The 16,915-nt window shown below is 69.9% G+C and carries 8 protein-coding genes; 3 read left to right on the top strand and 5 right to left on the bottom strand.

What is annotated here, in order from left to right; all coding sequences use genetic code 11:
- The first annotated feature begins 5 nt into the window (after positions 1 to 5).
- Positions 6 to 1,205 (top strand): peptide synthetase, encoded by a 1,200-nt coding sequence (locus ACGF7Y_RS05415; RefSeq protein WP_393229493.1) that lies wholly within the window; start codon positions 6 to 8, stop codon positions 1,203 to 1,205.
- Complete coding sequence (locus tag ACGF7Y_RS05410; RefSeq protein WP_393229491.1) at positions 1,202 to 3,346, top strand: MMPL family transporter; 2,145 nt, start codon at positions 1,202 to 1,204, stop codon at positions 3,344 to 3,346. The genes ACGF7Y_RS05415 and ACGF7Y_RS05410 overlap by 4 nt, the downstream gene beginning before the upstream one ends.
- Here the strand turns inward: ACGF7Y_RS05410 and ACGF7Y_RS05405 are convergent.
- The 3 genes from ACGF7Y_RS05405 to ACGF7Y_RS05395 are packed head-to-tail and all read right to left on the bottom strand — an operon-like array spanning position 3,326 to position 11,864.
- On the bottom strand, positions 3,326 to 4,009 hold the full coding sequence (locus ACGF7Y_RS05405; protein WP_393229489.1) for a hypothetical protein: 684 nt from the start codon (positions 4,007 to 4,009) through the stop codon (positions 3,326 to 3,328). The two genes, ACGF7Y_RS05410 and ACGF7Y_RS05405, sit on opposite strands and share 21 nt — an antisense overlap.
- A 9-nt stretch (positions 4,010 to 4,018) precedes the next feature.
- Positions 4,019 to 5,416 carry a condensation domain-containing protein gene (locus tag ACGF7Y_RS05400; RefSeq protein WP_393229486.1) on the bottom strand — a complete coding sequence of 466 codons (1,398 nt, stop codon included), beginning with the start codon at positions 5,414 to 5,416 and terminating at the stop codon, positions 4,019 to 4,021.
- A 28-nt stretch (positions 5,417 to 5,444) separates the two neighbouring features.
- Complete coding sequence (locus tag ACGF7Y_RS05395) at positions 5,445 to 11,864, bottom strand: type I polyketide synthase (protein ID WP_393229483.1); 6,420 nt, start codon at positions 11,862 to 11,864, stop codon at positions 5,445 to 5,447.
- A gap of 263 nt (positions 11,865 to 12,127) precedes the next feature.
- On the opposite strand from ACGF7Y_RS05395, the gene ACGF7Y_RS05390 reads away from it, so the two are divergent.
- Positions 12,128 to 14,323: an MMPL family transporter gene (locus ACGF7Y_RS05390; RefSeq protein WP_393229481.1), complete on the top strand. Its 2,196-nt coding sequence runs from the start codon at positions 12,128 to 12,130 to the stop codon at positions 14,321 to 14,323.
- Positions 14,324 to 14,414: 91 nt separating this feature from the next.
- On the opposite strand, the gene ACGF7Y_RS05385 is transcribed toward ACGF7Y_RS05390, so the two are convergent.
- Positions 14,415 to 15,860, bottom strand: a complete 1,446-nt coding sequence (locus tag ACGF7Y_RS05385; protein ID WP_393229478.1) for an MFS transporter — start codon at positions 15,858 to 15,860, stop codon at positions 14,415 to 14,417.
- Complete coding sequence (locus ACGF7Y_RS05380; RefSeq protein WP_393229476.1) at positions 15,830 to 16,843, bottom strand: alpha/beta hydrolase; 1,014 nt, start codon at positions 16,841 to 16,843, stop codon at positions 15,830 to 15,832. The genes ACGF7Y_RS05385 and ACGF7Y_RS05380 overlap by 31 nt, the downstream gene beginning before the upstream one ends.
- Between the last annotated feature and the right edge of the window lie 72 nt (positions 16,844 to 16,915).

Raw genomic sequence — 16,915 nt, 5'->3', positions numbered from 1 at the left:
TCAGCATGAGCAACGCCCCCTCCTTCCGGCGGAAGATCACACCCACCGAACGCCTCTACTTCGCCACACGGCGGGTGACTCCGCCATTCGTCATGCATCTCGCCGTACACGGTGACGGCAGCCTCGACCCGGCCGCCCTGCAACGGGCCGTCGACGTGGCCTCGGCGGCCGACCCCGGCGCCCGCCTGGTCCGCGACGGCGGCGACTGGGTGGACAGTGGTCTGGCCGCCACCGTGCGCGTCGTGCCGGGATGGTCGCTGAACTACGACGCGCTCGAACACGACGCGGTACTCGACAGCCCGATCGGTCCCACGCCGGAGCGGACCACCGAGGTGCTGCTGCTGACCGGTGACCGGACCACCGTCGTGTTCCGCGCCTTCCACGGCGTGATGGACGGCATGGGCTTGCGGATGTGGGTGGACGACGTCTTCCGCGCACTGCGCGGCCTGCCGCCCGTCGGCGCTGCCGACCCGGTCGCCGACGCCGAACTGGTGGCGCGGGTGGGCGCGCCGGGCAAACCGACCCGGGTGCTGCCCACGTTCCGGGCGCCGACCGGCCACGGCCGCCAGGATCCGGCCGCCCCGCGCTGGCTGCTGCGCCACCGCACGATCGAGGCGACCGGCAAAGGCGTCGTCGCACGCGTGGCGGCGGTCCTGGCCGCGGAGTCGGGGGCCCGGTCGCGCTTCATGATTCCGGTCGACCTGCGCAGGCACGATCCCGAGCTGCGCTCGACCGGAAACCTGGCATTGCCCCTGTTTCTCGACGTGGCGCCCGGCGAGGACTGGGCGACGATCAGCGGCCGGATGCGCACCGGGTTGCGGGAGAGAAGCGAACTGAACCAGTTGGACAACGGCAAGCTGTCGAAGTTCCCGGCCCCCGTCATCCGCGGCGTGCTGCGCGGCAGCAACTGGCTCGGGGCGCGGCTGAACCGGAACATGGTGTCGGCCACCGTCTCCCACATGGGCAGCGTCGATCTCGACGAGATGGCCGTGCCCGGCTGGACGCCGACGACCATGCGGGTGCTGCCCCAGCACAGCGGCGCGATGCCGCTGCTGTTCGCCATGGTCGAGTCACGCGGAAAGCTGGAGCTGACCGTGTCCTGCCGCAACGGCGCGGGCATCGAGCCCCGGCTGGAGGCACTGCTGGACAAGATCGCCGCGCGGTTGGAAGCCGAGTCGGCCCCGCACGATGCGGCCGTGCGATGACCGCCCTCGCCCGACTCGTGCTCGCCCGGCCGCGGCGGGTGCTCGCGGTCGTGACCGGGGTGATGCTGCTGGCCGGTCTGCTCGGCATCGGAGCGTCCGAGAAGGTGACGGCGGCCGGGTTCATCGATCCCGGCAGCGAGTCCGCGCACGTGGATCAGCTCGTGAGCGAGCACTTCGGACCGCAGAATCCGGACGTGGTGGTGCGGTACACCGCGCCGCAGGGCCAGACGCTCGACGACATCGGCCCCCGGGTGCGGGAATCGCTGGCGCGGATCGACCCGGCGCTGCTGCAACGGCCGATCGAAACCTATTGGAACGCCGGAATCGCACGCAAGCAGTTCCTGCGCTCCGCGGACGACCGCCACGCACTGGCCGTCGTCTATCTCGCCGGTGACGCCAACCAGCGTGTCAGCGTGTATCCGGACATCGAACCGCAACTGCGCGTACCGGGTGTCGCGACCGATCTGTCCGGCTACAGCGCGGTCTCCACGGAGATCAACGCGCAGTCCCAGCACGATCTGCTGCGGGCGGAATCGATCTCGCTGCCGCTGACGCTGCTCATCCTGGTGCTGGTGTTCGGCGGGCTCGTCGCCGCGTCCTTCCCGGTCGTGGTCGGGGGCCTGACCGTGCTGGGCGCGATGGGCGCCATCCGCGTGCTCGCCGAACTCACCGAGGTGAGCACGTTCGCGATGAACATCGCCTCGCTGCTGGGTCTCGGAATGGCCATCGACTACGGGCTGTTCCTGGTCACCCGGTTACGCGAGGAGGTCGCGGACGGGCAGGACGTGCCCGCCGCGATCACGCGCACCTACGCGACCGCCGGGCGCACGATCGCGTTCTCGGCGCTGCTGCTGGTCTGCGCGTTCGCGGGGACGTTCGTCTTCCCGCAGGCGGTGCTGCGGTCGCTGGGCGTCGGCGCGATCACGGCGGTGGCGCTGGCCGCCGCGCTCTCGCTCACCGTGCTGCCGGCACTGCTGGCCCTGTTCGGCGCGCGTATCGGCGCCGGGCGAGCGATCGATCGCAACGACCGGTTCTGGGGCGGCCTGGTCGACCGCGTGCTGCGGCGGCCCGCTCTCGTGACCATGGCCGTCGGCGCCGTCCTACTGGTTTTCGCGGCGCCGCTGGCCGGGCTGCGGCTGGGCGACATCGACCATCGGGCGCTGCCCGCGGACAACCCCATGCGCGTCACCGTCGAGGAACTCACCGCGCAGTTTCCCGCGGCGGGCAGCGGGGCCACCGCCGTGCTGCACGGCACGGACGGGCCGCCGCAGTCGGCCGCGGTGGACACGGCCGCGGCGGCGCTGAGCGAGATCGACGGTGTGCGGCAGGTCGTCCAGGTGGGTCGCGCCGAGGACTTCGTCGTCTTCCACGCGTTCCTGCGCGACACCGACCGCACCGAAGCGGCGAGTGCCTCGGTCCGCGCCCTGCGCGCGGTGACTCCCCCGGACGGCACCGTGCTGTGGATCGGCGGCGACACCGCTGCCACCGTGGACAGCGTGCGCTCCATCGTCGCCGCGATGCCGTGGATGATCCTCGTCATGGTCGGCGCGACGATGGTGCTGCTGTCGGCCGCCTTCCGCTCGATCGTGCTGCCGCTCAAGGCGGTCGCCCTGGCGTTCCTGAGCCTCGCCGCCACCTTCGGCGTGCTCACCTGGATCTTCTGCGGCGGGCATCTGTCCGGCGTGCTCGGCGTGAGCACCGGCCCGATCACCGCGGGCATGCTGGTGCTGATCATCGCGGTCGTCTTCGGGCTCTCCACCGACTACGAGGTGTTCCTGCTGTCGCGCATGGTCGAAGCGCACGACGCGGGCGCCGACACCGCCGCGTCGGTGCGGGCGGGCACGGTCAAGACCGCTCGCGTGATCACCGCCGCCGCGACCCTGCTGGTGATCGTCACCGGAGCGTTCACCCTGTCCCCCTTGACCCCCATGCGCTTCCTGGGCCTCGGCATGATCATCGCCCTGGTCGTGGACGCCACCCTCGTCCGCATGCTCCTGGTGCCCGCCTTGGTCCAGCTGATGGGACCCGCCAACTGGTGGTCGCCCGGCCGCCCACGCATCATCCCGGCCACCCTCACCCGCGTCCGAGAACGCGCGCCCACGCCGCGTCTCGACAGGTCGCTAGGCAACGAGTTCCAGTAGGCCGCGGGGATCCCACGGCATCGGGCCCGTCGGGAAGCCGAGGCGGACCAGGCGGTGGGGCGGGGCCGCGTCGAAATGCGCCACCGCGGGTGGCAGGAATCCGGCGAGCACCTTCTCCAGCATCATGTTCAGTCCGGACAACCGCGGCCGCAGCCGGACCTGCCAGCAACTGATGCGCCCGGCCGGTACCTCGACGACGGTGCGCTGCTCCACTTTGGCGCCGAGCGGGATGTGCACCGAGAACGCCAGCCACAGAGCCACGCACTCCTCGGCGCCCTCGGCGAAGTCCAGGCCGCGCAGCAGGGTCAGGCCACCGGCGAGCGGCATCACATCGGCCGGGAAGGGCGCGATCCCGCCGCCGAACTGCAGATGGACGGTGTCGAGGAAGTTCGCCTCCTCGCGACTGACCACCGTTGTGCCCGAGCGTGTTTCGGCGCGATAGCGCTCGGCGCGGAGCCGGTCTCCCGAGCGCAGGAACCGCTGCTCGATGGTCATCGCGAAATTCCCGTGTCCCAGGCCGGCCTCGACGATCGAGCGGTAGCCGTCGCCGTCGTGGGCGACCACGCTGACCAGGTCGAGCTTCGGCGCCCGGTCGGCGATGGTGGCGATGTAGACGGACTTCTCTCCGTCGGGAATTCCGGGGTCACGAAATGCGCTGTGCACCTGTTCTCCTCACAGTGTGTCCTCGGCCGCCGCCGCGAACACGCGCCGAAGGGTTGCGACGTAGCGTTCGACGGAGCCGTGCGCCACCGGGGTGTCCGGGTAGATGACGCTCAGCGTGGTCTCCGACGCGAACCGGTTGATCCAGATCAGCACCTGTTCGGAGGCGGCGCGATTGGCGTACAGGCCGCACGAGCCCAGGTCGAACAACTCGTTGCCGAGCAGCTCCCGGGTGTCCACATACGAGATCATCGGCGTGGACCAGCCCGGTTCCAGGTCCAGGTCGGAGTCGGCGGGCAGCAGTTCCACCACGCGCTGGAACGAGGTGGGGGCCAGGCGCAGGCCGTTCTCGTAGGCGTGCTGCGCGATGGTCGCTGCGCGCGCGAAGGTGGTGGTGGCGCCGATCGGAAAGGCTACGGGCAGCAGCGTCACGTACCACCCGACCGACGCGCGTTCCGTGGCGCTGCTGCGGGTACTGACCGGCGTCATGCCGAAGTAATAGTCGCTGTCGATGAGTTCGCGCTCGGCCAGCGCCGCCGCGGCGAAGATGCCACCGACGAATTCCGCGCCGTTGGCGCGGCAGACCCGCTCGAACCGCAGCGCGGTGTGCTCGTCGAACAGGGTGATCGTGCGGTGCGCGCTGCGGTTGTACACATCGGTGCGCTTGCCCAGATCCAAGGGAAAGGATGGCAGTTCGCCGTCGTTGCCGCGGATGAGCTCCAGCCACTTGCGTACGCCGGGCGAGGCGAGCGTCATCCGGCTCGTGTACTCCCGCTCGGCGGTGCAGTAGTCGAGGTAGCTGGCCGCGGGGGCCAGCATGCCCACGTCTTCCCACGCTTCGCGCACATACAGCAGCGCGAGGTCGAATCCGGACAGGTACTGGCCGAATCCGTCGGTGTGCAGATGATCGACCGCCAGGTAGACCGTGGTCGATTCCTCGCGCTCGATCGCGCCGAAGGTGAAGCAGTCCCAGTCGAAGGGTCCCGGCGTCGTCTTCTGGACGTGATCGCGGATGGCGCGGGCCTCGTCGACGCGGCCGTAGTCGATCGGTACGAACTCGACGTCCTGCGCGGGCACGAGGTGGCGCTCGATCGTGCCCGCGGAGTCGATCCGGAACCAGGTCCGGAAGGTGTCGTGACGCAACAGGAACGCGTTGACCGCCCGCGTCATCGCGGCCAGGTCGAGGCCGCCGGCCGGTATCTCCGCCGTCACCAGGCACAGCCCCGAGTACCGGAAGTCCGCCTGGGCGTGCCGATCAGCCAGCCGCAGATACTGCTCCTGCTGGTGCGAGGGCGGCGCCGGGTGCACCGGCGCCCGCCGGGCGCGCGCCACCGACTCCGGTGACGCCGCCCAGCTGACCAGCCTGCCGGGCCCCGGCTCCCATTCATCGATCAGCCCGAAACCGACCACGATGCCACCTCGTTTCGACGACGGTCGGTCACGGCCTGGCCTCGGCCGCCGCCAGCACAGGCACCCGTTCGGCCGCGGCGCCGTCGGACGGCGCGGGTCCTGCCATCGGCGGGGCGAGATCCGCAACCGGCTGCGACTGACCGGAATCCGCGGCCAGGATCAGCTCCGCCACCTTCGGGCCTGCCTGCTCCAGGCTGAACGATCGGCCCATCTGCAGCGACATCAGGTCGATGCCGAGGGTCTTGGTGACCCGCGCGCCGAGTTCCACCGCCATCAGCGAATCCAACCCGAGTTCGGGCACCGGAACGGTCATGTCGATGGACTCGACCGGCACGCCCATGACGACGGCGAGTTCCTCGGCCATCTTGCGGGCGACGAAGGCCCCGCGTTTGTTCTCCTCGATCGCGGCCACCTCGGCCCGCAACCGGGCCAGTTCGGAGGTGTCCTTGGCGGAGGACTGAGCGAGCGCGATCGTGCGGCCGGTCCGGGCCAGCTGCGGGAAGGTACCGGTCAGCTTGGCCCAATCGGTCGGGATGATCGCCGCACGAGCGCCGCCCAGGCGCAGCGTCTGCTCCAGATAGGCGGTCGCGTCGGCCATGTCGATCGGATCGAAGCCCACCAGATCGAGGTACTTGAGGGCCGTCTCGTCGGCGGCCATGCCGCCCGTCGCACCCGACAGGTGGCCCCAGCCGACGCACAGCGCCCGCTCGCCCGCCCGGGACCATTCCTCGGCCAGCGACTCCACCGCCACATTGGCCGCGCAGTAGTTGTACTGGCCGTAGATGCCGTACATCGAACCGCCCGAGGAGCACAGCACGAACATGTCCAACCGGATCCCGGCATCGGCCACGGCCCGATGCAGCACCCGGGCGCCGTGCACCTTCGGGCGGTACACCTTGGCCAGCTCCTCGAATCGCATCGCCGCCAAACGGTTGTCGGCCACGGCTCCCGCGGCGTGGAAGACTCCGCGCAGCGGATGCTCGACGCTGTGGGCCCGTGCGACGATCGTGGCGACAGCCTCCGGGTCGGTCACGTCGGCACGCTCCTCGACCACGTCGACGCCGACGGTGCGCCACGCCTCGAGCTGCCTTCGTGCTTCCTCGGTGCTCGCGCCGCCGCGGCCGAGCAGGACCAGCCGCCGCGCCCCGCGCAGCACCAGCCAGCGCCCGATGGCCATCCCGAATCCACCGAACCCGCCGGTGACGAGATAGGTCGCGGTGCTATCGATCTCGATTTCGGGCAGGTAGGGCCGCACCGCCGGCGTGGGCGAATCCATGCGCAACGCGATCCGGGCCAGGCCGGTCGAGCGAATGGTCTCCTCGAAGGCTTTGCCCACCTCGTCGGTTTCCAGCAGCTTGTAGGGCAGCGGCCGATAGGTGCCCGCGAGCACCTTCTCGTAGACCCGCTGGAGCAGCCGGGTCAGCCGCTGCGCGTCGACGGCGACCAGGCGGTCCAGATCCATCGAGAAGTACGCCACGTTCTTGTCGAAGTTGGCCATCTCGAGCAGTCCGCCGGTGTAGATGTCGGCCTTGCCGACCTCGACGATGCGCCCGAATTCCGCGACGGCGTTGAAGTTCTGGCGCAGGATCTCCCCCGGCGCGCTGCTGAGCACGACCTCGACGCCCTTGCCACCGGTCAGCTCCAGGACGTCGTCGACGAAGTTCAGCGAGCGCGAGTCGATCGCGTGATCGGCGCCGAGGGCGAGCACGTGGGCGCGGCGCTCATCCGTGCTCGCGGTGCCGATGATGCGTGCCCCGCGGTCCTTGGCCACCTGGATCGCGGCCGTGCCGACACCGCCCGCGGCGCCGTGGATCAGCACCGTCTCGCCCGGCTCCAGCCGGGCCAGATCCAGCAGCGCGTACTCGGCCGTGCCGAAGGCGATGGTGCTGGTGCAGTATCCGGGATCGGCGTCGGGCGGCAGCGGAATGGTCAGCTGCCGGTCGACGACGACGTAGCGCTGCATCATGCCCTTTGCGGCGACCGCGACCAGCTCGCCCACGGCGAGATCGGTGATCCCGTCGCCTACGCGCACCACCTCGCCGACGCCTTCCATGCCGGGCACGGTGCCGAAATAGGTGGGCGCGAGTTCGCGCTCGCCGAGCAGGCCGATGACCTTGAGCGGATCTTTGTAGTTCAGACCGATGATCTTCATCCTGACCTCGACCTGGCCCGGCCCCGGTTCACGCCGCGGGCACTGCCGCCAGGCCAACGCCGACAGCATCCGGGTCCGGGGCAGCTCCAGCGCGAAGTTGGCCTCCGGGTCGGTCAGCGGTTCGGCGGTGTCGAGGGTGTCGAGGCGCTCCTGCAGCGGCTTGGTCACCAACGGAGCCCAGCGCTCGCCCGCGCGCAGTACGACCTCGTCGAGGTTGTCGTTCCAGAACGCGCCCGGTACGGCCAGTTCCCCGATCAGATCGGTGATCTCGGTGTCGGGTTCCACGTCGATCAGCCGCCAGCGCAGCGCCGACTGCTCGTTGAGCAGCACGCGGCGAGCGCCGGCCAGCGCGGCGTGATTCGAATTCGGCGGGATCGGGCTGCCGGGCAGCGCGAACGCCCGTTCGGTCACCAGGGTGGCATGACACCATCCCTCACCGAAGACGCTCTTGGGCCCCTCGTCGGCGATCTCGGGGTGGACGAACTCGTCGAGGGCCACCGCGATCCGCTCCAGGGTCCACAAATCGGCGACATCGTCCTCGACGGTCCCCGCGACCACGCAGACGTGCAGTCGGTCGGTGCCCTCCGCCTTGGCGGCCGCCAGCGTCGCGGCCAGGTCGGCGGCGAGTTCGCGGCCCGCGACGCCTGCCACGTAGAGCCGGGAACCGGGGAGGGCGGCGGCCAGTTGCCCCGCACGGCGGCAGTTGCCGCCCAGCGCGACGATCACGGTGGTCACCGAATCCTTCGGCAGCGCCTCGGGATCGAGCGGATCGCGTCGTTCCAGCGTCTCGGCGTAGTAGAAGTCGACCATCCGATGCAGCGGATCCTGGCCCGGCGCGAGCGCACCGATCTGCAGGCCGCTCAGTCGCATCACGAGGTTGCGTTCGTCGTCGAGCAGATCCACGTCGGCGCGCAGCCGGGCGCGCGGATCGCGGCGCGCGACCACGGTGATCCGCTCGGGTAGCGGGGCGACCAGCCGCACCGCCGCGACACCGACCGGCACCAGCGTGCCTTCATCGATCCTGGCGTCGGCGAACAGCAGGGCCGCGGACTGCATCGCGGCGTCGACCACCGCGGGGTGGGCCAGGTGTCCGGAGTCCGCGGCGATGGTGCCGTCGACAGTGGCGACCACCGCGTCCGCGCCGACGCGTACGGAGGTGACGCGGCGGAAGGCCGGACCGTACTGCAGCCCCGCCGCGGCCAGGCCGGTGTAGAACATCTGCGGGTCGACGTCGAGCCCGACGTCCAAGGTGGGAACCGTGACCTTCGTCGGCTTGTGGCTGCCGGTCAGCGTGCGGCCGAAAGCGTGCACCGTCCAGGCCGTCCCCGTCGCCGAACGCGATCGGATCAGGAAGCGGCCGCTGGCCTCCTCCACGGTCAGCGCCACCAGCGGCACGTCCGGCGCGCCCATGATGAGCGGGGCCACGAACCGAACCTGTTCCAGCGCCACGCGTTCGACACCGAGACGGGAGGCCGTGGCGCTCAGCGCGGCGTCCAGGTACGCGGCGCCCGGCATGATCTTGATGCCGTTGACGACGTGGTCGGCCAGCCACGGCAGCAGCTCGGTGCCGACCTGCAGCAACCAGTCCGGCCTGCCCTCGACATCCGGATCGCCGAGCATGGCGTAGGTGCCGGGGCTGCCCAGGCGCGCCTGCTCGAACAGCGGCAGCGCCGAATGCAGCCGGGTCCGCTGCCAGGGATAACGCGGCAGTGGCACGTGCGGTGTGGCGGGGTCCCGGGCGGGGAACAGCTCGTCGAGGTCGAGCACGCCCGCGGCGTAGAGGCCGATGAGGGTGCGGCGGAGGCTCTCCGAATCCGGCTGCTTGCGATCCAGTGTCGGCACCGTCGTGCCGTTGACGTCCGCGCCCAGCAGAGTCTCGCGGATGTTGCCCGACAGCACCGGGTGCGGGCCGACCTCCAGGAAGACCCGGCTGTCCGCAGCGATCAGCTCGGTGACCGCGTCGGCGAACCGGACGGGCTCTCGCACGTTCGCGCACCAGTACTCGGCGGTCCAGTCGGGACCGGTCACCCGTTCGCCGGTGACCGACGAGTACAGCGGCACGGTCGGCGCCTTCGGCTCCAGCCCGGCCAGCGCCGCGCGCAGCTCGTCGAGGATGGGGTCCATCAACCGGCTGTGGTACGGCACCTCGACGCGCAACCGGCGGGCGAAGATACCGTCCTCGGTAAGCTTTTCGGCGATCTCGTCCAAGCGGTCGATCTCGCCGGACAAGGTCAGCGAGCTCGCGCTGTTGATCGCGGCGATGTCCACCCGCGGGTCGTCGCCGACGAGTCCGCGGGCCTGCTCGGGCGACATTCCGACCGCGAGCATCCCACCAGAGCCCGCGGTGGTCGCCTGCAACCGGGCGCGGTGATAAGCCACCAGGACCGCGTCGCGCAGCGACAGCATGCCGCTCACGTAGGCCGCCGACACCTCACCGACGCTGTGCCCCACCACGGCCGCCGGACGGATGCCGTACTCCGCCAGCTCCCGCACCAGCGCCACCTGGACGAGGAAGTTGGCCGGTTGCGCCACCTCGGTCCTGGCGACCCGGGACTGCTCCTCGGGTCGGAACAGTTCCTCGATGATCGACCAGCCGGCGATCTCGCGGAACTCCGCGTCGATCGCCGCGGCGGCATCGGCGAAAACGCTCTCACCGCTCAGCAATTCGCGGGCCATCCCCCACCACTGCGGACCCATGCCCGAGAACACGAACACCGGTTCCGCGGTCCGCGCCGCGATCGTCCGCGCGGCGTCGCGCCCCTCTCCCGCGGCGAACAGGTGAAGATCCCGTACCAGGTCGGCGGTCTCACCGACGAGCATGCCCGTGCGGTACTGATGGTGCGCCATGCGGGTCCATGCGGCCTCTGCCAGCCGGCCGGGATCGGCGCCCGCGGTGATCAGATCGGCGAACCGGCCTGCCAGCGCACGTGCCGCGCCGGTACTGCGAGCCGAGATCGGCAGCACACCGAGATGCCGTGCGGGCGCGTTGGTTTCGCTGGGTTCCCGGCGGAACTCCTGCAGGATGGTGTGGGCGTTGGTGCCGCCGTAGCCGAAGCCGTTGACCGCGATCGTCATCGGCTCGGCGTCGTCGGGCAGCGCCTCCGCTTCCAGCTGGACGTGCAGTCCGAGCTCGTCGAACGGGATGTCGGGATTGGGTTTGTCGAGCCAGCCCTGCGGCGGGATGGTGCGATGGTGGATGGCCAGCGCCGCTTTGATCACGCTCGCGACGCCGGCCGCGGCCTCGGTGTGACCGAGTGTCGACTTGACCGAGCCGACGCCCAGCGAGCGCGTGCGCCCGGCAGGCGCGCCGAACACCCGCCCCAGCGCGCGCAACTCGACCGGATCGCCCACCAATGTGCCGGTGCCGTGCGCCTCGACGTAGGTGATCTCGTTCGGCGCCAGTCCCGCGCGCACGCACACCGAACGGGCCAGGTTCTCCTGGGATTCGGCGTTGGGCACGGTGATCGCCGTGGTGCGACCGTCCTGATTGGAGCCGGTCGCCTTGACCACCGCGTAGATCCGGTCGCCGTCGCGGACCGCGTCGTCGAGTTTCTTCAGCGCCACCATGCCCGCGCCCTCGCCGCGTCCGTAGCCGTCGGCCGAGGCGTCGAAGGATTTGCAGCGGCCGTCCGCGGCCAGGAAGCCGCCCTTGCACATCAGGACGAAGGTCTCCGGCTGCAGCATGACGTTCACGCCACCCGCGAGCGCCACCTCGCAGTCGCCGTTCTCCAGCGCCTGACAGGCGAGATGAAAGGCGACCAGTGACGACGAGCACGCGGTGTCGACCGTGAGCGCGGGACCGACCAGATTGAGGGCGTAGGCGATCCGGTTGGACAGCATCGTGTAGGACGCGCTGGCCGGGGTGTGCATGTCGGTGTGGAACAGGGCAGGGCCGACCACGCCGATCACCGACTGGTCCACCACGAACCCGCCGACGTAGACGCCGATCGAGCGGCCCGCCGCGTGCCGCGCGATCCCGGCGTCGTCGAGCGCCTCCCAGGTCACCTCGAGCATCAGCCGCTGCTGCGGATCCAGCACGGTCGCCTCGCGAGCGGAGATGCCGAAGAAGTCCGGGTCGAACTCCCACGGATCGATCGTCATGAATGCCGCGCGCTTGGTGTAACTGCGTCCCGGCGTGCGTGGCTCCGGGTCGTAGTAGCGGCGGTAATCCCAGCGATCGGCCGGCATCTCGACCACACCGTCGCGTTTGTCCAGGACGAATTCCCAAAAGGTGTCGGGCGAGTCGATTCCGCCCGCAAACCTGCAGCCGATGCCGACGATTGCGATATCCGACATGCATATCCTCCGGGTCGGATCAAGTTGACCGCCATATTTTTCGGCGATTCACGAATTAGCGAGTGCGCAGCTGGCGACGGCCTCAGCGTAACGGCCACCACACCGACCGTCGCGGACTCAGGGACAGTTCACAATTCACCCGCCGAACCATTTGTGGCATCTCGAAACTATGTCTTCCGCGCTGGCGAAAGACATTGCTATTGCTAGGTTTTCACCCGTTCGAACCCGCGTCGAAATGCGATGTCATCGATTAGGAGGCGGCATTGTTCGCCGAGTTCACGCGCTGGACCGATACGCTCGTCCGGCGGCGATTCACGGTCATCGGGGTCATGGTCGCCGGGCTGCTCGCCCTCGGGGTGTACGGCCTCGGCCTCGGCGATCACCTCAGCGTCAGCGGGTGGGACGATCCGACCTCGGAATCGGCGCACGCGGCTCGGCTCAAAGACGAGGCATTCGGCCACGACCACATCGCCGACGTGCTCTTGCTGTTTCACGCCCCGGCGGGCAAGACCATCGATGACCCCGATTTCACCGCCACGGTCGTCGGCCACTTGAACAGCCTGCCGCAACGCTTCCCGGACCAGATCACCAAGATCAATGCCAGCTACTGGCCCACCGACACCGGACTCGACCTACCGGATGTCTTCGGCTCCCCCGACCGCGACTACGCCTTCGCCTCCGTCGCCATTCGCGGCGGCAACGACACGGTGGTGATGCGCAACTATCGAACGGTCGCCGACGAGTTCCCGATACCGGGCATCGAGATGGAGGTCGCCGGCGGGCAGCCGGTCGCTGCCGCGCTCAACGACACCATGGCCCACGATCAGCGGCGGATGGAGCTGTTCGCCGTTCCCGCCGTGGCGGTGCTGTTGTTCTTCCTGTTCGGCGGCGTCGTGGCGGCCGCGCTCCCGCTCGTCGTCGGTGGGCTGACGGTGCTGGGGGCGTGGGGGATCATCCGCGCGCTGACCACCGTGACCGAGGTGAACTCCTTCGTCTCGCCGGTGGTCTCGATGATCGGTCTCGGCCTGGCCATCGACTACGGCCTGTTCATCGTGAGCCGATTCCGCGAGGAGCTGGCCGACGGTCACGAGGTGCCCGCGGCGGTACAGCGCACGGTCGCGACCGCCGGACGAACCGTCGTGTTCTCCGCGATCATCGTGGTCGTCGCGGCGGGCGCCATTCTGCTGTTCCCGCAGGGCTTCCTGCGCTCGTTCGCCTTCGGCGCGATGGTGACGGTCACCTTGGCGGCCCTGATCTCGATCACGGTGCTGCCCGCCATGCTGGCGGTGCTCGGCAGGCGCGTGGATCGGCTGGGCTTCAACCGTTTTCACGCACGCCGGGCGAGCGACCGCGAGCGGGACAATCCGTGGGGCCGTGTCGCCGGGTGGGTCATGCGCAGGCCGCTGGCGGTGGCGGTTCCGCTGGTGGCCGTCCTGGTGGTGCTCATCGCCCCGGTGCGCGACGTGGCCTTCGGCGGCATCTCCGAGCGCTTCCTGCCGCCGCAGCATCCGGCCCGCACGGCGCAGCAGCACTTCGATCAGGTCTTCCCGCTGCGCCAGATGAACCCGGTCGACCTGGTGCTGATCACCCACGACACCACCGACGTCGACGGGGTGGTGGCCCAGGCGGGCCGGGCCCCTGGCCTCATCGCGCCGTTCCCGCGCGCGGTGCAGGGACCGGGGCATCCGAACGTCTTCACCACCTCGACGGTGCTGCGTGACGCGCACGACGCGAACGCGACCATCGACTATCTGCGCTCCATGCCGGTGCCGAAGGGCACGACAGTGCTGATCGGCGGGCAGCCCGCGAAGCAGCACGACAGCGTCGACGCGCTGCTGCGCCGGATGCCGCTGATGATCGCGCTCGTCTTCCTGGTCACCACCGTGCTGATGGTGCTGGCCTTCGGCTCGGTGGTGCTGCCGCTCAAAGCCGCGGTGCTGAATCTGCTCGGGCTCGGCTCCACGCTCGGCATACTCACCTGGATCTTCGTCGAGGGCCACGGCGCGGGTCTGCTCGACTTCACCCCGCAGCCGATCATGGCGCTGGTGCTGGTGCTGATCGTCGCGGTGATCTACGGCTTGTCGACCGACTACGAGGTCTTCCTGCTCGCCCGCATCGTGGAGGCGCGGGGGGCGGGCGCGACCACCACCGAGGCGGTACGCGCCGGCATCGCCCGCACGGGCTGGATCATCACCGCCGCCGCCCTGATCCTGCTGGTGGTGACGGGAGCCTTCGCGCTGTCGGATCTGGTCATGATGCAGTACATCGCCTTCGGCATGGTCGCGGCGCTGTTCATCGACGCGACGATCCTGCGCATGCTGCTGGTGCCCGCGATCATGCGCCTGCTCGGCGACGCCTGCTGGTGGGCTCCGTCCTGGCTGCGACGCGGCGTGCGGCGCAGCGCGCCCGCGGCCGAGGAAGCCCGCGCCGAAGCCGTCCAGGGCTCCGAACGCCCCTAGTGTCCCGGGAGGGTGTCCCTCCGCGAAGCGCGGCGCGGAGAACAAATCGTCGCCCGGTGGTGTCGGAAAGCGTGCTGCGCGGGGGAAGCGGTCAGCTCGCGGTCGACCAGCTCCACGGCCTCGCGGCCGCCCGCGCGCGGTCCGGCAGCGCCAGCGTGAGCACGGCGAGGCCGAGGGCCGCGGCGGCGATGGCCGAGAGCATGATCATGCTGCCCGACAGCGTGTGCGCGCGGAAGAACAGCGCGCTGAGCACCGCCAGTCCGACCGAGTTACCGATCTGTTCGATGGTGGGAAGCAAACCCGACGCCTCACCCATGGCCCGATCGTCCAGATTCGCCAGCATCAGCGGCTGAAGCGGCACCCCGAACACCCCGACCCCGAAGCCCGCGAGGAATACCGGTCCGGCCACCAGGGGCAAGTTCACCACCCCTGATTCCACGTACAGGTATCCCACCCCCACCACGACGCACGTGCCGAAGACGGCGATTCCGGTGGCCAGCGCCCGGATCCCCCAGCGGCTCACCAATATCGGCGACAGCACCGCGCCCGCCCCCGCGCCGATGGCGAACGGTGTCATCGCCAGACCGGTTCGCAGCGCGGAGAACCGCAGCACGTCCTGCAGCAGGATCGAGACGGTGAACACGAACGCGGTGAACAGGCCGAAGAAGATCGTCACCAGCGCCGATCCGACCGCGAACCCCCGGTCGGAGAACAGGTCCAGCCGCACCAGCGCGCGGCCGCCGCGGCGGCGCGTCGCGCGCTCGTGGGCCACGAACACCGCGCCGAGCACCAGCGCGCCCGCGATGTACATCCCGTGCGACGGACGCCAGCCCGCCTGTTGACTGTCCGACAGCGCGAACAGCAGCGCGAACAGCGCCGCGGTGGCCACCACGGTCCCGCGCAGATCCAGCGGGTCCCGATCCGTCGCCGGACCCAACCGCAGGTACCCCGCGGCCAGCGCCATCGCCACCACGCCCAGCGGCAGATTCATCAGGAAGATCGCGTGCCAGCCGAGCCCGAACGGATCCAGGGTGATCAGCGCACCCCCCAGGATCGGGCCGAGCATGCCGGCGAAACCGGCTGTCGCGCCGTACACCGCGAAGGCGTACTGATGGTGCTCGCGCCGGAAGCTCGCGGTGATGATGGCGATGGTCTGCGCCGCCATTCCCGCCCCCGCCACACCCTGGACGATCCGGGCGATCACCAGTTCCGTCGCGCTGGAGGACATCCCGCACCACACCGAGGCCGCCGTGAAGGCCGCCGCCGACCACAGGAACATCCGGCGGCGCCCGGCGATCGCGCCGACGCGCGCGGCGGTGAGCAGCACGCAGGCGAAGGCCAGCGAGTAACCGGCCACCACCCACAGCTGTTCGGACCGCGTCGCCCGCAGCTCCGCGGTGACGACCGGAAGGGCGGTGTTGACGATCGTCACATCGATCATCTGCATGAAGACGGAGATCAGGCACGCCCCGAACGAGCCGAGCGCCACCGCTGCCTCTTTGCGGGTCATCGGATCGCCGCTTCGATCATCGGCCACGAATTGTGCAGGTCCTGTTGCCAGTAGCCCCAGGAGTGCGTGCCGTTCGGCCGGAAATCGAAGGTCGCCGCGACGCCCAGCTGGCGCAGCCGGTCCCGCAACTGATGCGTGCACAGATTCGCCACCGCCTCCAGCGGGGCCCCGAACATCAGCTGATAGAGCAGGTGCGCGATGTCGCCGTGCACGCCGTCGAGAGTGTCCATCGACCCGGGCTGCCCGGTTCCCGTGGAGACGTAGATGGCGAGGCCGCGCAGCCGGTCCGCGTGCAGGTACGGATCATTCGCGCGCCAGGCGGGATCGCTCGGCGGCCCCCACATGTTGACGACGTTGCCGCGCTGCTGGGTGACCACCGCTTGGACCATCGCCTGGCCCGCGGGATCGCTGGTGCGCACGCAGCCGCTGTAGGAACCGATCGCGCGGTACAGACCCGGTGCGGTCATGGCCAATTGGAACACCGAGGTCCCGCCCATCGAGATGCCGGCGATGGCGTTCGCTCCGGAGCCGTTGAACGTGGCGTCGACGAGCGGCGGCAGCTCCTTGGTCAGGAAGGTGGACCAGCGCTGCCTGCCCAGGACCGGGTCGTCGCTGCGCCAGTCGGTGAAGTAGCTGCCCGCGCCGCCGAAGGGGATCACGACGTTCACCTGCTTGTCGCGAAAGAAATCGACGAGATCCGTGCCCTCCAGCCAATTCTTGTCCGCGCCGCCGTCGGCGCCGTTGAGGAGATAGAACGTCGGCGCGGGCTCATCCGGATCGGCCGCGCGCAGCAGACGAATCCGCGTGGTGTTGTTCATCGCGGCCGAATACACCTCGAGTTCCGATTGCCGACCGGATTCGGAACGCGTTGCCACTATTCGCGAGGCGTCTGCCGCCACGACGCTCTGCGGCGGTTCGGCACGGACCGGCCGCGCGCCCGCGATCAACGCGCCGGCCAAAGTGAGGACCGCGGCGAGCGCCGCGCCTGTTCGCTGCAAATATTCGGGCATGTCGGACTCCTGGCCCCGAGTAGGAGGGCTCGAAGTCGCAGTCAATAACATCGCCCGGCCGGGCCGCCAGAT

The organism is Nocardia sp. NPDC047654 (genome assembly GCF_043205035.1).
Taxonomy (GTDB): Bacteria; Actinomycetota; Actinomycetes; order Mycobacteriales; family Mycobacteriaceae; genus Nocardia.
Note: the sequence above shows the minus strand (reverse complement) of the source record. Positions and strands in the feature narration are given on the sequence as shown.